General features: G+C 52.8%; 11 protein-coding genes. 8 read left to right on the forward strand and 3 right to left on the reverse strand.

Features of this window, described 5'->3' with window-relative positions; genetic code table 11:
- Positions 1 to 151 precede the first annotated feature (151 nt).
- The 4 genes from AC6I8W_RS24685 to AC6I8W_RS24700 all read left to right on the forward strand — a co-directional run bounded on the left by AC6I8W_RS24685 (position 152) and on the right by AC6I8W_RS24700 (position 8,628).
- Positions 152 to 5,617 carry a hypothetical protein gene (locus AC6I8W_RS24685; protein WP_497838873.1) on the forward strand — a complete coding sequence of 1,822 codons (5,466 nt, stop codon included), beginning with the start codon at positions 152 to 154 and terminating at the stop codon, positions 5,615 to 5,617.
- A 151-nt stretch (positions 5,618 to 5,768) separates the two neighbouring features.
- Positions 5,769 to 6,704, forward strand: a complete 936-nt coding sequence (locus AC6I8W_RS24690; RefSeq protein ID WP_497838874.1) for an Rpn family recombination-promoting nuclease/putative transposase — start codon at positions 5,769 to 5,771, stop codon at positions 6,702 to 6,704.
- A 224-nt stretch (positions 6,705 to 6,928) separates the two neighbouring features.
- Positions 6,929 to 7,960, forward strand: coding sequence for a hypothetical protein (locus tag AC6I8W_RS24695; protein WP_497838875.1), 1,032 nt, complete (start codon positions 6,929 to 6,931; stop codon positions 7,958 to 7,960).
- Between the two features lie 128 nt (positions 7,961 to 8,088).
- Complete coding sequence (locus AC6I8W_RS24700) at positions 8,089 to 8,628, forward strand: chorismate mutase (protein ID WP_497838876.1); 540 nt, start codon at positions 8,089 to 8,091, stop codon at positions 8,626 to 8,628.
- 56 nt (positions 8,629 to 8,684) lie between these two features.
- Here the strand turns inward: AC6I8W_RS24700 and AC6I8W_RS24705 are convergent, their stop codons facing one another.
- Positions 8,685 to 9,818, reverse strand: coding sequence for a lytic polysaccharide monooxygenase (locus tag AC6I8W_RS24705; RefSeq protein ID WP_497838877.1), 1,134 nt, complete (start codon positions 9,816 to 9,818; stop codon positions 8,685 to 8,687).
- A gap of 318 nt (positions 9,819 to 10,136) precedes the next feature.
- On the opposite strand from AC6I8W_RS24705, the gene AC6I8W_RS24710 reads away from it, so the two are divergent.
- Positions 10,137 to 11,087 carry a lytic polysaccharide monooxygenase gene (locus tag AC6I8W_RS24710; RefSeq protein WP_497838878.1) on the forward strand — a complete coding sequence of 317 codons (951 nt, stop codon included), beginning with the start codon at positions 10,137 to 10,139 and terminating at the stop codon, positions 11,085 to 11,087.
- Between the two features lie 48 nt (positions 11,088 to 11,135).
- Here the strand turns inward: AC6I8W_RS24710 and AC6I8W_RS24715 are convergent, their stop codons facing one another.
- The gene (locus tag AC6I8W_RS24715; RefSeq protein WP_497838879.1) at positions 11,136 to 11,663 is read right to left on the reverse strand and encodes a hypothetical protein; all 528 of its coding nucleotides are present in this window, start codon (positions 11,661 to 11,663) and stop codon (positions 11,136 to 11,138) included.
- Positions 11,664 to 11,910: 247 nt separating this feature from the next.
- Between AC6I8W_RS24715 and AC6I8W_RS24720 the strand changes: the two genes are divergently transcribed.
- The 3 genes from AC6I8W_RS24720 (at position 11,911) to AC6I8W_RS24730 (ending at position 20,545) form a co-directional block, all read left to right on the forward strand.
- Positions 11,911 to 15,342 (forward strand): Tc toxin subunit A, encoded by a 3,432-nt coding sequence (locus AC6I8W_RS24720; RefSeq protein WP_497838880.1) that lies wholly within the window; start codon positions 11,911 to 11,913, stop codon positions 15,340 to 15,342.
- A complete protein-coding gene (locus AC6I8W_RS24725) occupies positions 15,342 to 19,094 on the forward strand; it encodes a Tc toxin subunit A-related protein (protein WP_497838881.1) in 3,753 nt (1,250 codons plus the stop codon). Before AC6I8W_RS24720 ends, AC6I8W_RS24725 begins: the two co-directional genes overlap by 1 nt.
- 305 nt (positions 19,095 to 19,399) lie before the next feature.
- Positions 19,400 to 20,545, forward strand: a complete 1,146-nt coding sequence (locus AC6I8W_RS24730; RefSeq protein WP_497838882.1) for a hypothetical protein — start codon at positions 19,400 to 19,402, stop codon at positions 20,543 to 20,545.
- A gap of 52 nt (positions 20,546 to 20,597) precedes the next feature.
- Here AC6I8W_RS24730 and AC6I8W_RS24735 read toward each other — a convergent pair whose 3' ends face one another.
- Positions 20,598 to 22,001, reverse strand: coding sequence for a hypothetical protein (locus tag AC6I8W_RS24735; RefSeq protein WP_497838883.1), 1,404 nt, complete (start codon positions 21,999 to 22,001; stop codon positions 20,598 to 20,600).
- Positions 22,002 to 22,054 lie beyond the last annotated feature (53 nt).

Consider the following 22,054-nt stretch of genomic DNA (forward strand, 5'->3'; position numbering starts at 1 on the left):
TAATCATTTATTAGCCATCACGGATTTTTACGATCATGACTAACTTGACTGACTAAGATGCATAACTGAACGTTGTACCGCAGATCTTCATTCATTACATGAAGAAAAATCAGATGGCAGTTTCAGATGATATTCATAAATATGGAGGAAAATGATGACACCGGCAGTAAGTAACCCTATTTTTCCGCCAGACTATACCCCTCTTTCCGGTTCCGCGTCCCAGCATAATAAACCGACCTTAATTCCCAAGCTTGTCAGCAATGCGCGTATTTTTATGCAGTCATGGAGTACCACGCCGCCGCCCATTCCGCCAGGTGCGGCGTTAAAAGAATATCATCACCTGACGCAGAACCTGGCTGGCGCAGAAAAATTTGCTAACGATGAAGCGTTGCTCACTTATATTCAGGACCGTCTGGTCACGCTTGAGATGCAGGCGGTAGATAGCGGAGCGCAACGCCAGCCGGATTCCGTATGGCGCTGGCAACGTATCAAACAGGATGCGCTGGCCTTTGTGAAGGGATGGTGTAACGGCATATTGGCCGCTCAGCCCTTATTTAGTGAACAACAAATGCAATACCTGGTGCAGGGATTATTTCCTGCCATCACCGCTCAACAAACCCTGGCACAACTGCCTTCCCGTTATCCCAGTTTAAATAACCTGCTGATGCGGGAGATTTATAAAGTGATGCTGCGCCCCTCACTGGAGCTGACTCCGGGAGCAGCGATACATTTGCTCACCCAATGCCTGGCGTACAAATTTCCCCTCATCACCCTGGCCATTTGCAGTGTTAACGCGATAAGGCTGATCCCGCAGCAGGGGGTTAGACCCGCGTTGCAGGTGGGTGAACAGTGGATCTTTGGCAAATTAATCGGCGGTGCCACCATTGACTCCGCCGGCTGCCGCCCGGTGACGCTGCCGACCGTTATCGCGCATGGTGATGACATCCTAAGCCAGAGCCTCGCCTCCAGCGCGCCATCTCCAACGCGGCCGCCACAGGAAACAACCTTACCCACGTTAAACATCACGCTGACGCTGGAGGCCAACTCTGCACTTAATCATCCCGCTGGGGAGCATCCGCTCATTCTGGATGCCTGGAGCTGTGCTGATTTCCTCAAACCCGGTACATCTTTACCTTACTGCGCTGCGGGCAATGCCGGGATAGCTGGCAACGCAACCGCCCCTTTCCAGGACCCACATGTCGTGTCGGTGATATGGTTTACCGCTATCAATCGTCAGGGGGAACAACAGGAAGGAATGCGGTTTATCACTGATGATATCGTTGTGCATATCCACGGTAGCCATATTCTGCCGCTGCAAAGCCCGCTGCCGCTCCAGAATCTTCATATTCAGGGTCGCGACTGGCGGCGATCCCCTCTGCCTCATGCACTTCAGAAAGCACCACCAGCGGTGTGCTCTAATCCCCCTCTCCCGCGCACGTGGCACAACTTCCCTGCCACCGTACAGGCGACGGAAGCGACTACGCGTTTTGATCAGGAATGGTGGGATAGGAATAAACGCGGTTTCGGATCAGGTTTTAAACTTGAACTGGACGAATCGTTGTCGTCCTCATCCACCCCCGCCGCACCGATCACCTGGCCCAGTTGGATTGAGACCGATCCCAACGCCCCCACCTGCCTGGAAGCCCCTGCTCCCCTGGAAACCGCAGGTTTACGCGATATGGTTAATCAACTCAGCCTGCGGATTGAAACCCTGACGACACCGCAACTGGCAACGATATTGGAAGATTTTGTGGGTGCAGCACCCGCTGAGTCGACGTTTAAAACCCTGCTGTTGACGGCCTGCGATCAGCTGATCTCATGGGACAGTGAACATCACCGGCTGCATATTGGTCCTACACTGGCAGTCGATTTTATCACCCGACTTCCCGACATGGCCGCGTTTAAACAGCATCCACTATCCATTGATGCCTTCGTGCGTTCCCCGCGTGGCACCGCAGCCCTGGCGCACCGCCTGCTGCTGGCGTTAGATGATGTGCTGGATGCCACAGGTCGCCCACTCTTCAGCATCCAGCAACTGTTTCTTCAACGCATGAATCCGGCCCAAACAACATATAAGGATCTCGCCGCGCTGCTGCTGGAAACCGATCAGCTATTTACCAGCTTGATACAGAAAGGGACTGAGCTGATTGACCAGCAGGCGCAGAACGAACGGGAAGTAAAGCTGCGCTTTCTGCTGCTAACAATGTTGCTGCAACGCTATCCGATGTTCAAACTGAGCGACCACCCCGATCTCGCCAGCGAGCTTTGCCTGTCACACAGTGGCTTTCAGCGCGCAGTCGCCGCCTATGAGATTGAGAATCAACAGACCCTCGACGCAGCCAGCGGAGAACAAATACGTGCAATCGGCATACAGTTGATCTACCGCCGCTCGCAAACGGCGTTACTGGATGAATCTGCACCGACGGACGCGTTGATTTTTCACCCGAGGGATCGGATGAAACATTATCTGGCGGAGATTGAACAGCAAGGCGAGCGACTCATCCGCTATCAACAACATGCAACCCGGCTGCGACAATTGCTCACATCACCAGCGGGCAATGCCACGGCAATCACGCAAACTTATCAGCAATTACGCACCAACCTGCAAGCATGGTATGAGGCGGTGCTGCAAAACCTGCCCGCTGCCGACCAAAGATTTTATCGTGAACAGCTGCAAACGCCACAAGGTGTTCGCCTCTATCAGGTGCGTCTGGAGCACACCACTGATGGCAAAACCGCAACCTCCTGTGTCGGTTGTTATCTTTCTGCCAGCCATGATCTTGAGTCACGCACCACCTTTATCACGCCGTTGGCGCAGATAAATAAACTGGGCCAGCCAGACAGCTTTGACGCCAGCGAAGAATTCAGTAGCCGGGAACAGGTCCAGTCATTGCTGAATGGTGCGGGTAAAGTCGATATGCTGACCCGACTCTCTACGGCTGCGTTGCGTGAAAGTACGCATATCCGTTTCATTGTTGATGCGAAAGTGTCGGTCGACACGGCTGGCGCGGCTGACGACTGGTCGCATTGCGCTGCCGTCATTGCCCGCCAGATCGGTGAACAACAATTCCCTGATATCGTGCTACCGACAACGTTAACGGTGTCGACCACGGTGCAGCCACCCAGCCTGCTGGGGCAGCTATTTGATGTAAATCCGTTCACCCTGTGCTACCGAGCGTTAAAATCCACGGTGCAGGGGCAAGCGGCCAAAAAAATTCTGCTGAATTTTATTGACTGTGGACTAAGCGTTATCCCCGAAGAGGAAACTGCGACGGTGGCGGAAAATGTGGGGGAAAGCGCGCTACGTTCGGTGTACCACTATCTGGCAGGGCGTCTCATTGATCATCCACCGGCAACCACTGCGCTGCCCATTAATATCACCCGAGCTGAAGAAGGTCTGGTGGACGACAGCCTGATTGGTGAAAAACTGTGTCGTCATACCGCCTTTCACCCCACATTCGGTCAGGAACTGTTGCAGCGTTCGTTGCCAGTTAATGATCTGCCGACCGGATATGCGCTGGCTGGCGTGGCCTGGGATGAATTCAGCGATCGGCTGCATTGTAATATCACCACCCCCATCGGTCCCCGCCATTATCATTTTGACCCGCATAGTCAGCAGGTGTTGCCGCAACCGGGTAGTGTGCCGCCGGACGGGTTAAGCCTCCCGGTGACTGAATTTCTTCCAGCGGTGCGCGAGCAACGACTCCCTGAGCTGATCGCCCGCTTATCACCGCCCTCAAGGGTGCCTCTGAGGTTAAACGCGGTCGCAGCGGACAACCCGGCACACGACATCGTGCATAACTATCTTGATCACAGCAGTATCCCCACCGGGTGGCGCTACCAGCAAAGTTGGTTGAAGACCGAACCGCACACGCAGTTAATCGTTGAGTTCAAAAACGCCAACGGCCAACCGGTGTATATGCAGCCAAATCATCAGGCACAGTGGCGCGAGTGGTTTCCTCCGGTCCCTCTGACACGTCACAGTCGAAATGATGTTTCGCCAAAACCACTGTTTTTCGATGCCCTCACGCCCGCCACCAGCGGCTATCGTGCCCTGCCGCCAGGCATCTCAGCAGCACGCAATGAGGCGGTCAATGCGCTGGCGGTTTGTCTACCCAGGATCCCTAAACCACAGCTGTTTAATAAGATCCACGTCAAGTCGCTGTTTCGAAATATTGCCTCATGGCTCCCCAAATCCTTTAAAGAATTTGCGGGTGGCCTTCCTAAAGATATCGTACATGAACTCAGTAGCTGGCGAGAACCGCTCACCGATGGTGTGGTGAAACAGTTAGAAGCGTATTTTGAGAGTTATAAACTTGGACACTTTGAGAAAGGGGATAGGGTTATTGATAAATTTGTCGCAGATATGATGCATGTTTTTTCCGAACACAGGAAATATGCGGCACGTCATCAGGAGTATCTGATTAAGCATTATGAATACTCTCAGGCATTAAAAAAACTTCAGCAGGTGATTGAAGCAGAACAATCAGCCGTCACCACCTTCATAATGAAGATCAAGAAAGTTATTCATCCCCATCCTTCTCCTTTTATCTTAAAAACCCACAATGAAGAGGATTTAATCAGAAAATATCCAGATGTAGTCAACAGTATCGAAAGCTCCCTCAGCGAAATTCGCCATATCGTCGGGGTGGTATTATCGATGATTGATCCGGTTGAAAACCCTGGCGGCATGAAAAAGGCACTGCAACGATTTTTGGGAAGAAGTCACCTGGACAATAACCTGGTCAATTATTGTCACAAAAACGTGGTCAAAATACTGGAGACCGGTGAACAGCTCACGCTTGACGACTTTTATATCGTGCAGGATCGCTTTCTGAATCATGGACGTTATCCGGTCGGTTGTGCCAAAACTAACATAGAAAAATTGACGATGGGGAGTCACGTTATTGGTTATACCTCAAGTCTGGATAAATTCAAAAAAATCTACCTGATGTTATATGCCGCTCAAGAGACACCCGTTAACGCACTGACAGATTTGATTATTCATGAAAAAACACATGGCGCAATGGGCGATGTGGATTTCTTAAATACCGGCAAGGAAATTTATCTTGATGCAGGTCATGTAGTAAAAAAACTTACCCGCCACGGCATGGTCAAACTGGGGAAAAAACTGCTGTCCGACCTCAGTTTTTTTCAAGATTATGTGTTGAGTGATGAACATTATCTCGATGCTTTACTGACCCAATTCCATCAATTTACCCAGGATCCGCTAATGAAAGAGAAAATCACTCACTTCAGAAACCGCTTCCTGCCACAAAAACTCACTGCCAGCAACAATAAAAGCCAGCAAAATAAAGCAGAGAGATATCAACTGTTCACACCGATAGCCAGTGCCGCCTTCCACAATCTGGCCTTTATTATGCAGTTACTCTTTAGTAATCCGGACTGGTTCCTTAGTTTACTTGGCTCGATGTTAGAGTACGCGGAAAAAATAGCACGGGCGCAGGGACATACCGTACGTAAACGCGAGAACACATCGGCCCCACCACTTTTTTACAACACGTTGGGGGGATTTAATTCAACCACCGATACTGCCCACGATTTGTTTCGCCAATTTGTCGGTTTGCTGGTCAGGAACACCGTCCTGGAGGAGTAGCTGACGCATCAGCAAAACAGCGCGATAAATTGGTGTAAATATGCTGATCATTTTCTGATAGCGAACTGAGTTTCTTATATATGCCTGATATTTTCACGCCTGAAATTTCGGCAGCTTAACTCCCGTGCTACCGTCCTGCCATTCCATTGAAATGGCAGGTAATACAACGATGAGCATCACCCCAACCCCACATGATGCCCTGTTCAAAAAGTTTCTCAGTCACCTTCCCATCGCCAGACAGTTCCTGGAAATTCACCTGCCAACATCAGTGCAGCAGCATTGCGACCTTGATACGTTGCAACTGATTCCAACCACTTTCATTGAAAAAGATCTCCGCGCGTTGTATTCCGACGTTCTGCTGTCAATGAAGACGGACGGTGGCGATGGATACGTCTATGCATTAATTGAGCATCAAAGCACGCCCCATAAGCATATGACCCTACGTATGATGCGTTATGCCATTGCCGCCATGCAGCGCCATCTGGATGAAGGGCATGATGAATTACCGCTCGTGGTACCTATTTTGTTCTACCAGGGGAAGACCAGTCCCTACCCTTATTCCATGAACTGGCTGGAGTCATTCGGCAATCCCCAGCTGGCAGAACAGATCTTTTGTCAGCCTTTCCCGTTAGTCGATGTCACTGTGATCCCGGATGAAGAGATCATGCTACACCGCGGCGTGGCGCGGTTGGAAATGGCCCATAAAATGGTGCGTATGCGCGACATGCTGGAAAAGATTGACTCGATGGCAACGCTGCTGGCACTGGATTACAATGATGATCTTTCGCACGATGTGATTTTCTATCTGCTGTGCTACGGCGAGACAGATCATCGGGATAAATTCGTTGAGATTATCAAGCAGGCTAAACCACAGCTAAAGGAACAAATTATGACGATTGTACAGCAATGGCGGATGGAAGGATGTCAGGAGGGGCTTCAGAAGGGGCTTCAGGAGGGGCTTCAGAAGGGTAGACTTGAAGAAAGACAGGAATTGGCACAACGCATGCTACAGGAACAACTTGATTTCAATACCATCATGAAGATAACAGGTCTGAGCGAAGTTGAACTACAACAGCTCAATTCCTGACCGTAAACCTGCGCGATAACGCGTGCCATCGCAGAATTGGCCTGAGCGAGGACAGTCCCATCAAAAAAACGCTGCTGTACTGGGCAGGTTTTGCCGCACTTTACACTGCGCTGGCGCTGTTCAGTTTTCAAAACCGCGATCCCTGGAGTTTTTCCTCTACGGTATGGTTTCCGGCAGGTCTGCTGCTGGCAGCACTGTGGTTATCCCCCCGGCGCGACTGGCCAATGTGGCTGATTACCGCCGGGCTGCTGCACGCCCTGTGCGGTGTGTATACCGGACGTCCTCCCCTGTTAGCTGGCATCTTTGCCGCCTTTGATGTGGTAGTGTTCCCGCTTTGTGTCATGCTGCTGCGTCTGCTGCCACAGTTACGTTGGCAACAGCCGGTGATGCAGGTACTTTGCCAGGTCGCCATCGTGGCGATATGCCTGAGCCTCGGCAGTATTCTGCTCAGCTGCTGTTTATTGCTGGCAGGCTATGCTGTCGCTCCGCAGCATTTTCTCTCCTGGATGCTGGCCGCGCTCACGGCGGCGCTGTCTATCCTGCATTTTCTGTACAGCAAAGAAACAACGTTCTCACCCAGCCGCTGGTATAGCGTGCCGATTATCGCCGGCAATCTTGGCCTGATGTTAATGCTGGCGGTCACAGATAGCGGCCCGTGGCTGGGGCTAAACCCGTTGTGGCTCCAGTTCAGCGCCCTGCTACTCAGCGTATTTATTCTTTCTTCCCGCCAGGTCGGGCTGCTGTTACTGCTGCAATACGCCATCATGACCACCGCCGTGTCGTTCGATCATTCCGCGCAGGCCACGGTACTGACGGTGTGGCAGGCGCAGTGGTATCTGATTTTTTCGGTGATTCTTACCCGTTGCCTGAGCCAGTTCGTCAATGTCCACCAGCTCCTGGTGGCGCACCGACACAGCGAGCAACAAATTATCGCCGGTCTGGCGGATACCGCTGCCAGTCTGATGTTTACCCTGAACCTGACCGATGGCGAAATCGAATGGCGTGGTTCTCCTGCGGTGTTTTTTCCTGATGAGATCCTCTCGGTCAGCACGCTGGAGTTACTGAATGCCCATTGTTCGCCCCCTTTTCTCCATGAGGTGATGCAATGGTATCCCGACACGACCCGTTCGCAGTTCTGCCAGCCGTTATGGGTACAACGGTTGACCGGGGAACGGGTGCATTGTGTGTTGTTGTTGCAGCGCATTGCCGGACAGCCATCGCTGATTGGAGGACTTAGCCGCTCAGAGTCACAATAGCGACAGAGCGCCCATTCCTGGCATCTCATGCATTTACTGTTCCTCCCGCCATCAGGTAAATTATTCCCGCCTGACCGTTTGATAGGGAAAGGCGTCAAGATCACTACACTCAGGGAGAGGTAATAAAAGTGAAAAATCAGGGTAGAAAATGGATGTGGGGCATGCTGGCGCTAATGGCGTCCTGTTCCTGGAGTGCCAGTGCCACGTCGGTTGGCGGGCTGGTGGGTCAACGTCTGTCGATGATGAAAGAAGTGGCGGCATGGAAAGCGGCCAATCACAAGCCTGTGGAAGACTTGCCACAGGAAAAACGGGTGCTGGATAGCTCACTGGCTGAAGCACGAAAACTGGGCCTGTCCCCGGACTCAGTCGCCCCATTTATTCAGGCACAGATGGATGTCGCTAAAGCGATTCAATACCGCTATCGTGCCGACTGGTTGTCAGACCCCAACCGCCCAACCCCACCGCGTTCGCTGGATGAAACCCGCAGCCAGCTTAACAGCATCAGCAGCGAGATCCTGCGTCAGTTATCGCGGGATCTACGCATTGACCCCAAAGCAGGTAGCAAAGCGTGTAGTGCGTTGCAGTCGCTGCGTCTGCATCAGCTGACGAATAATGATAAACGCTATCTGTGCCAGACACTGCGCGAGGTAAAACGCATCCGGCAGTAGCAGCAACCAAAGCGTCAACAGTCGAGCTGTTGACGCTTTGGTTGCACTCAGAAAAATTAGTTTACTGGCTGCCACAGGCTCCAGGCCACGCCCGGCGCCCAGTCACTCTGTGAGTCGTGTGCGTTCACGCACTTATACGTTCGCCCGTCATGCGTCACAATGTCACCCATTTCGTACTCATGTCCCACCACCCAGGCGCTGCCTTGCGGAGTTTCATGTCCGGGTAAATCCTTCACTTCTACCTGGATATCTTTCGACACGCTGCCGTAATCGTTTGACGCAGTCAGACGATAGGTGCCAGTCCCAATATGGTTAGCCGCAACCCATGCCAGTGGCATAGTGATATCTGACCCTTCCAGTTTCTGCGTGGTGGTAGCACCGTATTTTTCCTGCAACTGGAAGTTGCTATAGCCATCAATCACTTCCCAGGTATAACGGGTGGCATATTGTGTGTTGGATGCATCAATCGCGTAAGCCGCGTTAGCACTGTTTTTCTCCACCACAATTTTGCTTTGCGCCAAATTGATCACCGGCGGGTGCTGCTGTTCCTGGGAACCGTCATCATCCCCGCCGCCAATGTTGTTGCCACTGAACTCGACGTCAGCGGTGTTATAGAACGCCGCACTGGTGTCATTCACCGTCCAAACCGCCAGAATCACCTGATAGCCCTCGCGCGCCGGAACGTTACAGTTATGGCTGTCGGTCTGGCCCGGACGCTCGCCACTGCGATTCACGGTACAGAATGGCGTGGATTCGAAAGAAGCACGGGACAGCGCCAGGTTCGGATTCCAGTCATTTTTGGTGATGAAATATTCGTATTTGGTGGTCGGATGCGGGGCAGTAAAGTACCAGGTAAATTGATGCTGACCGGCAGACATCGGGGTTTTCTGCCAACGCGTCTCGCTCTGTGCATCTAATTCAGGACCACGGATCGCATTGGCACTGGCAATCATGCCATCAATCAATTCTCCCTGAGGGAAACCTTTTCCTCTTTCCAGACTTTGCGGTTCGTCTTGAATGTTACCGCAGCCGGTATTCATTTTTTCTGTGGGATAATCGCTACCATGGTTCGCTTTGATCTTATCACACAGCACCGCACGCGCCGGTGGCTCCAGCAGATAACCGTGTGACCAGGCCGCGCCGCTGACCAGCAGCGTTGTCACTGCAAAAACCAGTTTATTAAGTTTCATATTTCGCTCATTGATATTAAGTAGAAATGAATCCATATCCACACCGTTGCCGGTGAATGTGTAAGGGAAAGTGTTAATTAGTTATTCATTATGAATTCGGGGCGGAATATAAAGGTTTTTTCCTCCAGGCCAAATAAGGATTTTCTTCACACCACCAGGAATGGCTGCACAATTAACCTGAAACGGCACTCCTGATATTAAAAACGCCGCATCTCAATCTGCGAAAGAAATTACTCATTTATCCTGGCTACTTCATTCATCAAAATCGCGGGAAAATTCTTTTATTTATTCTGCGCGTAACAACCGACGAGAACAGGTATGAAATTCAATAAAGGTGCCATTGCCCTGGCTGGCTTACTGGCGAGCAGCGTGGCGTGGGCACAGGGCTATGTGGTGGATCCGCCCTCACGAGCGGTAATGTGCAAACAAGGAAAAAATAATCAGTGTGATAATGACGCGGTTTACATCGCTGACCGTGTGATCAATCCAACCGTATTTTCCGGTGATTTCCCGGAAGATGGCAGACTGGCCAGTGGCGGCCTGTTGCAGTTTTCGTCATTAAATAGCGAGCGCGCTACCCGCTGGGAAAAAAATTCGCTGGAAAAAGGCAACCTCGATATCAGCTGGCAATTCACTGCGCCTTCCCGCGTGGCAGGTTACAAATATTATCTGACCAAACCGGACTGGCAAAAAAGGCTGGATAAGGCCAACCATTTAACGCGTGACAGCTTCGCCAGTAAGCCTTTCTGCGAACAGAACGGTACGAATGATCCTGTACAGGGACTGGTCACCCATCGCTGCCAGTTACCCGACAGCCAGGGTTATCAATTAATTTATGCGGTGGCGGAAATGGTTCCCGGTGCCAGTGGCAAACACGACCGTATTTATAATGTGATTGATATCGATGTTGACTACACAAAAATTGGTCGTCCTGTTCCCACCAACAGCGAATGGACCAAAGAGATTGCGACAATTGACCGTCTGGACGACGGCGAACCGCTGATCGCCCCCGTGGGTAAAACCATTAAAGTGCGTTTTTTGGGTAACGCAGGGGAGCAGATGGCACGGGAAGTCCATATTTCGCTCCCGGCGGGGGAAGAGAAAGAGTGGAGTTATTACGTGGCTGAAATGATCAACGGCACCCATACCCGAATTCGCGCGGGTGCGATGCACGATGACGGGAATGTTTATCCCGAAAAAGACCAAATCAATAGCATCTTCGTCAAGGCCAATAGTCCGTTGACGCATGTCGATATTTCATTCCAGTGATTTGACTATATCCGTAACGGCGCGATAAATCGCGCCATTACGGTATCACTATTTATTCACCTGACAATCAATCTTCTCTGCGCGGCAGAACATGGAGTCCTGACCGTTTCCTGCCTCACATTTTTTCTGTACCGTCAGGCGCGTTTCCAGCTCAGTGCGACCGAAAGCGGAATATTCCGTGCCAAAGGTTTTGACTTTACAGAAGTATTGGCGCTCGGTGGCGGCACCTGTTGGTTTCCCGTTGCCGGGGCGTTGATGGCCGACATTAATATTCACGTCCGGCGCGGATGAAGCCGGGTGTTCACTGCGTTCATCCTCACGACGGGTTTCACGTCCCTGCATATAACCATCACGATACGCCTGCTGCATGGCATTACGGCTATTTTCCGGGCAGAAATTAATATAGTCACTGTCCATGCGACCACCCGCTGTGCCATCGTTCATGCCACGGGTAAAACTGGTGCTGGGGTTACAGGAACGGGGATCCACCAGGTCTGAAGCCTGAAGGGTACAGCCGGATAATAACGTTAATGTTGCAGCGGTTAAAATAACGCGTTGCACCGCTTGAAATTTCATAAATATATTCTCAACGTAAATTGGAGAAAATAAAACGTCACCGGGCACCAATATTGCCCGTGATGATCTCGCCGTATTTATTCCATGTCTGACACCCGCTTTCCATCAGTCAGGTTCGAAAAAATAGTCCCCCATTATTCGTCATCTCTGTTCATGCCGGTTGGACAGTATTTATGCAATTAGGTTCTGATTACCCTGGTTCCCGTTTGCCTTAAGGCACAACGCCCCTCAGTAACAAAGGAACCCAATGATGACTAGTAATTTACCTGGACAGCCGGACCTGCTGGCACAACTCCAGCAACAGATGGCCGACTTTGGCGTCACCTCAGTGTTCGACGTGGTGAATAAAAGCTGTGCGCAGCTGATTCACGACTATCAGGACCGTTTTCCGCCGGAAACCATCACGGCGTTTTACCTGGCGGCCCAGAGCCGTGCCAGCCAGATCACCCGCCACCATCTTAACCATCACGCCAGCGACACATTATCCCTCTCGCCGCTGGCACGCAGCATCAAACGCGCCACCTGGCCGGAACTGTTCCCGGAAGACAGCAACGCCTTTTGCCCGCCGGACAGCATCGAATCGGTAGATTCACCGGTGGCGTATCTCAACCATCTGTACCGCCTGGCACTGGACATTGAATCCCGTGCCAGCGATGAGACACAGAAACTGGCACAGCGCCGTCCCGACATCGCCAGCCTGCTGATTGACGCCGACAGTGCCAACACCGCCCTACCGACGCAACAGTTGGTGAGTGAGATCCTGCAACAAAACCTCCAGCTCGGCAGCGATCAATCGCTGACGCAGGTGCTGGCCAGCCACCGCTATCCCTTTATCCTGCCGTGGGATAATGCCGCCGACATCACCCACCTCGGTTTGCAGGCACTGAAAACCCGCTGGGACGAGGTGGTGCTGGAAACCATGCCCCAACCAACGTTTCTCGCGGCCCCCACCGATGCCGACGCCACGCGCGCATTGCGCCAGTCGCAACGCGCTGGTTTAGCGCTGGCACCGGAACTGATGATGTTATGTCGCGAACAACCGGTGTGGTACTCCGCCGTGCTGTGTAATCAGCACGATATCAAGGACAACGAGGGACAGCTCGTGGATCTGCTGGCTTTCTACGGTCCTGACATCACCAGCATCGACCCGTTGCAACCCGCACAGGCCAGCGCCAGTGGCTGGAATCGCGCATTCATTATCCCCCCGCAGGAAAATGTTGTTGAATGTCGCCCTGCGGCAGGGGAACTGATTGAGGCTGTTAATGACGACACGGGCCGCCCGAGCATCATTTCCCTTATTTGCCAACCGCTTATCGGCACCGACCAGCCACTGACGGTGCAATTGGTGGGACATAAGTATGAGCTAGGGTCGCCCGATGAGACGTTACCGTATCTCCCCCTGCCGATCCATGTGTGCAGGCCACGTAAAGAACAACCGCGACAAATTGCGTTGCGACTGCAACTGGACACCGCCAGCCCCGGAGACATGGACCCGGACGCAGCATGGATGGGGGAAATTCGTTTCTGTGCCCGCGAATTCTATTCACAGCAGGATATCGCGGAATTTCGCTATGCGGTGATTATCCAGGGGAGCAATAAACGGGCTACGCAGCAGCTGGCAAGTCTTTATGCTGAGACACACTATGGGCAGCGTGTGTATGATCAGGTGGTGGCCCCCCCACTGCTGCGACTGCCGCTGGCACCGCTGCTGGACAGTTGTCAGCTGACACGCAGTGAGCTGGAAAAACAGCTTTGCCTCCAGGATGCCGTCCCTTCCGTCTCGGATACCTATCCGTCAGTAATACCCCTCGATGGCAGTACCTTCCCCAGCAGTTGGCAGTACGGTGCCGTCTGGCTGCATGGCGGTCACGGCCCGGCGATCACCCTTGAGGATGATCAGTTGGTTGGCCCGGCGGCGATGCTCAATCGTCTGCACTGCTTCCTGCGCCTGCAACAGGCGCTGGAGCTGAATAATGTGCAGCTCGATCAGCTGCTGGCTGCCTGCTACCGCGCAGAGTATCAGGGCGCGCAGGGCGATATGCCGATTAGCGGTGGCGCGCTGCGTGCACTGGGTGTGTTTCAGCAGTGGCGCGACCGTTATCAGCTGTCGGCGGAACACTTCGCCGCGCTGATCGATGAGATCAGCCCGTTCAGCATCAAACCGGCCCTTTCCTTTTACGATCGTCTGTTTAACCAGCAGTGCAGCGACGATGAGAAACTGCGCCTTGATAACGTGCTGTTCGAGCACAGCCCGACAGGCGAATTACCCGCCTGGAGCAAACGCCTGTGCGCCGGTCTGAAGATCAGCGAAGACAGCTATCGCCTGCTGGCACCGAAGCTGGAAGCCGCCCTGCAACCGTGGATCGCAGCGGGCGTCGCAGCGGATGGCAGCACTGAGGTTATCACTGGTAAGCTGCGTCGTTCACTGTATGTGGTCTCAGCGTTTTTCCGTGTTGTCTCGTTGTTTCGTTTGTTGGGTTACGACGTCGCCGAAGGAATGGCGCTGGTCAGCCTACCAGGCAACGATGCTGCCAACATCTGGCAACAACTGGCCGGTAAGCCGCGCCTGTACTATCGCCTCGCCAGTGAACCCGGAGCGGTTAACATTGACGCGGCGCTGGCGGGGAAAGATGACATCCTTGATATACTGGTTCGGCTGGAGCAGCAGGCGCACTTTCTCCAACAGATCAATACCCGTCCTTCTATGCTGGCCTTTATGCTGGCAGAAAAACCAACGATGACGGATACCGACCCGCTCCGCCAGTGGTTTACCAGCCTGGTGCAGACGGTGACACCGGCGTTAGTCACTGCCGACTGGCTGCAATCGCTGCTGTTGCCGCTCACGGATAACGACGATAGCGCACTCGACTGGCCGCAGATCCTCAGCGATATGGTGGACAGCCGTGGGTTATTGAGCGCGGAGTTAACGCCGGACAACATCGCTGCGGCCGTGATAAGCGCCACCGCAGAGCTGAAACTCAACAACCTCGCTGCCCTGCAACAGACGTTGGCTACCGCCCTCGCCACGCAACTGGATAATCAGCACAACATCGCCCGCATTGCGGTCGCGACACACTTTGGTCAGTCGGAACCGGTTGTCAGCGCTATGCTCCAGTGGATGCAAGCCACACCGTATCAACTGTTAAGTGTGGCGCTCACCACGTCACCCACTGCCACCTCCAGCGCCGCGTTAGAGTTGGTGGCACGCATCACCAGCTATGTGATGCTGATCGGGGGCCTCAAACTGAGCCAGCAGCTGATTCGCGCACTGTGCGAGCGCCCCGCTGACTGGCAATCCACCCCGCCGAGGTTGACCCAGGCGCTGATCTGGAATCTGTGCTGCTTCGCCGAATTGCGCGACAGCGTAGAGAACGGCGAAGCATTGATCCTCAGTTGGCTGTCCCGTACCTCTGATGACAACGCCGTGGCTCAACTGAAAGCGCTGTTTGGCTTCAGCGACACCGATTGCCGAAATGCGTTGCAACAGGGCGGCCTTACCACCTTTGCAGGTCTGGCACGCTTACTGCGTCAGCGCAACCTCACCCGTCGCAGCGGCCTGGAACTTACCACCGTAATCAACGCCGCCAGCCTCGCGCCGGAAGCCAGCCTGACCGCGCGTCAACAACTGGCCAACACCCTGCTTCACACCCTGCGAGCTAATTCTCTGGAGAACATCTGATGACGCAAACCTTTCTGACCCGCTTAGCGCAGAAACAACACGATTGTCTGGTGGCGCTGTATATTGACCGCCAAAATCACACCCTGAAATATGAGGTGCCAATCAAAGGCGTCATTGCCGCCTATGAACGCCTGCTGATCGATCCACTGGTGACGCAGAAAATCACCACCACTCGGGTAGCGGAAGCCATTGCCAGCCTGCAACTGTATCTGGGACGTATCTGCCAGAACCTTGAGCCGGGTTTGCAGGCTGCGGCGGGGGAGATAGAAACCTGGCAGGGCTGGCAGCATCGCTACGCCTTGTGGTCCGGCCTGCGTAAGCTGGAAAGCCAGCCGGAAAACTATCTTGACCCGGAGATGCGTCAGCATCCGACACCGCTGTTCACCGATCTGCAGCAAAAACTGCAACAGGGCAAACTCACGGACGCCCTGATCCAGGACGCGGTACTTAACTATCTCAAGGATTTTGAGCAGATCGGCTCGCTACAAATCCTCAGCGCCTTCCAGGAAGGTGATGACTATCGCACCGCCCGGTTCTGGTTTATTGGCCGCACCCGCACCGAACCGAAAACGTACTACATCCGCAGCCTGGACCTGCGCGAAACCGCAGGCAGTGATAGCGCGCCCTCGGTGAACGCGTGGGGCGACTGGGAAAAAATCAACCTGTCGTTTGGCAATGCCGGTGACCAGGCTATCCGCCCGTTATGCTATCAGGGGCGTCTGTACATTGCATGGTATGAGATCGATGAAACGCGCGATGCCGCTAATAACGTGGTGAAAAATACTGTGCTGCGCCTGGCTCAACAGTGCATGGATAAGAGCTGGGTGATTTGTGCTGAACATACCATTGCCGGGCGAGAGGCCCGTTTTTTGGTGGCGAGCTATTTCAAAACTTACTATCAGACGACATCCGACACCGCTATTCATTATGCCGGGATATGCCTGAGTGTGATTGATAACTCGCCACAACGCGTCACCTGGGGCCTTTATCTCAGTGAAAAACGCAATATGTTACCCGAAGTGTTGACGACCAAGGCTGTGTTTGACATGCACCTCTCTTTCTATCGTAACCGCACTTCCTACGAACCTTACCCTTATCTGGTACAGCAAAATGTGAACGTTGATACCCTGCTTGATGGCAAGCCTGGCGAAAGTTATCTCTTCAGCGGACTGGTACAACAGAATCTGGACTCAATGATCGAGGGTGAGTCGTCAACCGGGGAAGCTATTCGTTATATGCAGACCCCTGCCGATAATGAGGGTAAAAAACGTAACTACATTCTCACCACCTCATTTGCCCATCGTTTTATTCCTTATGCCCAGCAGGGCATGGAAAGCTTGTTCAGCTGGGAAACACAGAACCTCAAAGAGCCGCCGCTGTATGAAAGCAATGACAGTGACGTTGAGGTTGAGGTTGATCCGAATACTCAGGAATTACCGATCGACTTCTATGGCTCCTATGGCCGCCATTTTTACGAACTGTTTCTGCATCTGCCGTGGTTGGTGGCAAACACCTACAGCGAGCAATTGAGCTTTGAGGAAGCGCAGAAGTGGCATAACCGCCTGTTCACCCCGCAGCAGAAAGAGGGGCGCTACTTCCAGGTACGCGCGCTGGCAGAAGCCCATGACCCGGCACGACGTCTGCTGCCGAATGACGCCGACAGCCTGGCGCTCAGCCATCCGATCATTTACTGCAAGGGTCTGTTTTATAACTATATCCGCTTCCTGATGGCGCGCGGCGATACGCTGTATCGCGAACTGACCCGTGACAGTCTGAACGAAGCGAAGCAGTTTTATATGCAGGCGCTGGCACTGCTCGGCGAAAATCCGCAGCAGGTGTTGCCACAACGCTGGCAGCCGATCGCGCTGGCCGATCTTGCCAGCAGCAATAGCCGCGAACTGCGTGAACTGGAGACGCACTTCGATGCCCCGCTGCAACCGTTGCAGCAAAATGACCTCAGCCCCGCGGCCCGCGACACGCTGTTCCGCGAACCGCAGAACCGGTTACGAGTTGAGATGTGGGATCAACTGCAAACCCGTCTGTACAACCTGCGCAACCTGCTGACGCTGGATGGCAGGCCGATGAGTCTGCCGTTGTATGACACGCCAGTCGATCCGGCGGATCCACGAAAAGCGCTGACCAGCGGCCAGGGCGCGGCAGGTAACACGATGCAGCAGACACTGGCGGTGCCACCGTTCCGCTACCCGGTGATGCATGAACGGGCGCTACGCGCCACCGAAATGCTGATCCAGCTCGGCAACAGCCTGCTCGGCGCACTGGAGCGCAAAGACGGGCTGGATCTGGAAAAACTCCAGTATAGCCATCAGCAGCAGTTGCTGGATTTCACCGTCGCGTTGCAGAAAATGGCGATTGAGATGGGCGACCATAGCCTGACGGCGCTGGAAAAATCCCGCGAAGCCGCCCGTGCCCGTTACGATCACTACCAGGGACTGGATGAGGACGGGTTTATTGCTGAGGAGAAAACGGATATTGAACTGCGCAAGGCGGCAGCCGCGACGTTTACCGGAGCGAGTGGTTTTTTTGCTGCTGGCTCTATCGCCGCCTGTATTCCCAATATTGCGGGGTTGGCGGTAGGTACGCCCGGCGCGTCGCAGGTACTGTTCGGTATCGGTTACGGTCTCAATGGGGTAGGCACCGCATTGAGTGGTCAGGCCGATCTCACCCGCTCCTACGCCGATCTCGCCCGCCGTCGCCAGGACTGGCAGCTGCAACGCACCCTGGCCGACAAAGACGGGCAGCAAATCGAGGCACAAATCGCCGCGCAGCAACAGCAGAACGCGCAGTACCGTTACCAACTGGCACAGACGCAGCGCCAGCAGCAGCAGGTCAGCGAGCTGCTCGATTTCTGGAGCCAGCGCGTCACCCGAACCCAGCTGTATCAGTGGCTGATCGGTCAGTTGCGCCGCCTGTTCTATCAGGCGTGGGATGCCACCCTCAGCCTGTGCCTTGCCACCGAAGCGGCGTGGCGTTGTGAAACCGGCTGGTTCAGCGAACCGTCGCTGCTCAACAACAGCGGCTGGAACGATACCAGCTATGGCCTGCTGAGCGGTGAAACCCTGAAACTGGCGCTGTTGCAGATGGAGCAGAAATACCTGCTGCGCTATGAACGCCATCTGGAGCTGACCCACACCCTGTCGCTGAAATCGCTGCTGGAGCAGAACGGCAGCTGGCAGACGGTGGCACAGCAGATCGCCCAGATTGAGGCCGGGACGTTCCAGGGCACCAGCCTGAAGATCCCGTTTACGCTGCCGGAAGCGCTGTTTGCCGAGCGCCATCCGGGACTGTATCAGCGTCGTCTGATCCAGGTGGCGCTGTCGATCCCGGCGGTGATTGGGCCGTACCAGAACGTCTGCGCCCAGTTGACCCAGACCGGCAGCAACTTCCTGTTGCAACCCGATCTGGCGGCGTGGGAAAAACTGCACAGTGGCGACACCAACCATCCGGGGATCTACAAAAACCTGCGCGCCTCACAGGAAGTGATCCTCTCCAGCGGCTTTGAAGATAACGGGCTGTTTGTCGAGAATCTGAACGATGAGCGTTACCTGCCGTTCGAAGGTAATGGGGTACATTCCAGCTGGGAGCTGCAATTCCCCAACGTTAATCGCCTTGAGCAGCAGCAACTGCTGAGCCGCATGACCGATCTTATTCTGCGCATTCGTTATCGCGCGCTGAATGGCGGAGAGCAGTTTGCCAACGGCGTGCTGGCAACGCTGACGGAGGCGGAAGGTTAGTTTCTGTGTAATCACGGCCTCTTACGAGGCCGTTTTTTTGCGATAAAAATGATTAAATAAACAAAAAACTCAGCCAGCAATATATGATTTAATTCCACCAGCATCAAAAAAATCTTATTTCTCCACTTCTGATTTTGTGCAAATAAAAAAATCATAATAATTTTATTCCAACGCTCGAATAAATATTGTTATCTTTTGCCACGTTTGCAGGAATGACAACACCAAAACACACATTTGAAATATAACAATGACATTACACGACAGGGGTAATTTCCCTCCCCCATTACCATTTATTAAGGTTTATTATGAACTTTCTTATTCTACCCTCTTCATTACAACTTTCGCTCATCAACATCTCACATTTGTTTCCCGGAATGTCTTCTTTCGGCAAAGCCACGGTACACAATGTTTCTCTGGATATCGCGTCAAACACCGCCTCTGCTGCCACCGCGACACCCTTCACCGTCTCACAACTGGTGGCGAATATACTCCCCAGTGGTCGTGCCGCCGGGGTAGCCTTTGCCGGTGCGTTAACGGCAGAAATCACCTCACAGTTACCCCTGAACGTTGCCCGCTATCTGCTATGTGCTGCTAACCTATTGGCAGTGCTACAAAAATCCTATGAGATAGTCAACAAATGGCCGACCTTCCTCTCTGCCTCACCGGCAGAGAAAGCAAAAATGATTGCCACCGAGGCGGTCCCAATCGCGGTGGCGGCGGCAGCCTCTTGGTATGTGGGTGAGCCTGGTAAGATGTTAGGTTATATTATCATTCCCCCCATCCTTGATTATCTGTTAAATCATGTTGCACCAAACTCAACCGATACCCGTGAGTTATCAATCACCCTGCCGACGCAGATGTCTCTCAAATTTAGCGGATATGTTTTCGGTTTTGTTATTCTTTCGGTGCCGACAGATAATCCCTTGTTAGTCACTCCTTACAAAAAAGCCGCTGCGGAATTATTCTTCCGCAGCTTAGTAACCCTGACGGATTGCATCAATAAACCTTTACACGATGATCCGAAAAAAATCATGATACCGCCGTTGAGTGCCACGATTGGCACGCCGTCATACGAAATAGCCTCCTTGCTCAATACTATTCTCGCCAGCATTAGTGTGAATAATTTACTGTTTCTTTGCGCAAGACTAACCAAATCCGCCGGAGAGTTCGCCCCGCCGATAAATAACGCCGCCGCTGTAGTGATGAATATCAGCAATGGCACCATCGGCCCCAGTATGTTCGGGTTCATGTCACGCACGCTCGGCTTGCAGCCCGAGTCCCAAACCCATACGTTGCAGGAAACCATCACTTTTGGCTACCAGGAAGGCAACAAAAGGATCATCAACAGCTATGATGTTAACGCCGAGGCGGGTATGGCTGCGACGATGCCACCTGGCCTCTGGCTCGATGAACCAGCGGTGACACTGACCAAAGTTATTTCTCAGCCTTGATTTACGCCAACGGCCGCAGATGAGGCCGTTGGCTGTTCCCCCCAGAGATGATTCAGGTGAATTTGGGGATTATTTTATTGATTCCCCTTAAACTCACCGTCGTCTCAAGTTTAGTGCCTTGATGATCAATGACCCCCGCTTTAATGCCAGGTGCCGAGGTAATGACGCTCATATCGGTGCGATTGCGCGCCGGCAAAATTGTCGTTAACAGGTGGGACGAACACATCATGCTGCCAATGCCAGCCATCAGTTTGTCGATGTTATTGTCGCCAGCATAGTTATAAGCGACAAATCCGCAACTCACGGTGCCGAGAAAAATAAGCGCCAGTTTGAGCCACTCCTCGGTTAATGAGTAACTGTGTTTATCTGAACCCAGTCCGGTAAACGTGGAGCACGACACGCCCTTCCCTTCGAAGGCATGACAACCTGCAATGGCATAGGCACGTAACACGCTCTCAAGCGTAATGGTGATCCCAGGACACTTTTGGTATTTTTGCTGTTGGTCTAATTCAAAATTCGCACTGGCAAAGACTCTTCGCCGGTTAATCCCCCTGATCTGAAAGTAGAGATCCGCCGTTGAGGGTGCGATGTCAAAGCATTGCTTAAGAATATTGATGGTCTTCGACACCGCCGCTTCAATATAACCACAGACTTCCACGGTAATTCTTTGCGGTCTGTCCTTTGCGCCAAAAGGACTAAAGGGGTTTTTACTGCCCGGCACGACTAATCTTAATTGCAGGCCCATTTTACCCGATACCGCTGTGACGCGTTCAAAGGGAAACGACCAGGCAAAACTGAGCAGCAAAACGGTGGTTTTAAAATCCAGATACTCTTGTAAGAAAGCACCAATGATATCGAGGTTTTTTAGTCTGGCAGACTCACTGCAATCTTTATTCAACTTTGTCATGTTCGCGAATGTTTCTTCGCATTGATTTTTCAGATCCTTGAGTTCATTTTCCAGATCTTTCAACTCTTGTTCTTGCTCTTCAGAAAATTCGGCGGTTTTTTTTTCTTCTGACATTTCATTGATCGTTTGCTCTGTCACTTCACGATTATGCTCCGCTGCCCCCCAGGCCAATGCTGCGGTAATAATTTCCTCGATTCGCTCTGGAGACCATCGCGTCGACGTTGCCAAGGCCGCTGTCACCGCAGCCTTCGCCGCCTCGCCTTTGGCGATGCAATCCTTAAGCATGTTATCAATTTTATCCAGCGTTTTTTTTCTCAACCCCGCGTTAGCTTTATTCAGGATCTGGCAAAATACATCATGCAGGGCAAAAGGTAATCTGACCGGCGCCAGAGCCAGGTCTTTTATTCGATTTAAAAATGAAGTCATTTCGCCGACGGTATTTTTCAGCAGCTTAATGTTTTCGGCAATGCTATAAGCTGGCGGTTCCATATTGTCGTGTCGGGGCTCAATAAAAGCGAAGTCAATTGCAAACACACCAAATTCAGACATAACATCTCCTGGGGAATGAAATTCAAGTTAAATTATAGCCAAATGAAATGAAG

The organism is Pantoea sp. X-Soil-TKNS-1211 (assembly GCF_059730495.1).

Excerpts from the sequence above, each read along its gene's own strand:
- AC6I8W_RS24685 (WP_497838873.1), top strand. The coding sequence starts at position 152 with ATGATGACACCGGCAGTAAGTAACCCTATTTTTCCGCCAGACTATACC.
- AC6I8W_RS24690 (WP_497838874.1), top strand. The coding sequence starts at position 5,769 with ATGGCAGGTAATACAACGATGAGCATCACCCCAACCCCACATGATGCC.
- AC6I8W_RS24695 (WP_497838875.1), top strand. The coding sequence starts at position 6,929 with ATGTGGCTGATTACCGCCGGGCTGCTGCACGCCCTGTGCGGTGTGTAT.
- AC6I8W_RS24705 (WP_497838877.1), bottom strand. The coding sequence starts at position 9,818 with ATGAAACTTAATAAACTGGTTTTTGCAGTGACAACGCTGCTGGTCAGC.
- AC6I8W_RS24710 (WP_497838878.1), top strand. The coding sequence starts at position 10,137 with ATGAAATTCAATAAAGGTGCCATTGCCCTGGCTGGCTTACTGGCGAGC.
- AC6I8W_RS24715 (WP_497838879.1), bottom strand. The coding sequence starts at position 11,663 with ATGAAATTTCAAGCGGTGCAACGCGTTATTTTAACCGCTGCAACATTA.
- AC6I8W_RS24720 (WP_497838880.1), top strand. The coding sequence starts at position 11,911 with ATGATGACTAGTAATTTACCTGGACAGCCGGACCTGCTGGCACAACTC.
- AC6I8W_RS24725 (WP_497838881.1), top strand. The coding sequence starts at position 15,342 with ATGACGCAAACCTTTCTGACCCGCTTAGCGCAGAAACAACACGATTGT.
- AC6I8W_RS24730 (WP_497838882.1), top strand. The coding sequence starts at position 19,400 with ATGAACTTTCTTATTCTACCCTCTTCATTACAACTTTCGCTCATCAAC.
- AC6I8W_RS24735 (WP_497838883.1), bottom strand. The coding sequence starts at position 22,001 with ATGTCTGAATTTGGTGTGTTTGCAATTGACTTCGCTTTTATTGAGCCC.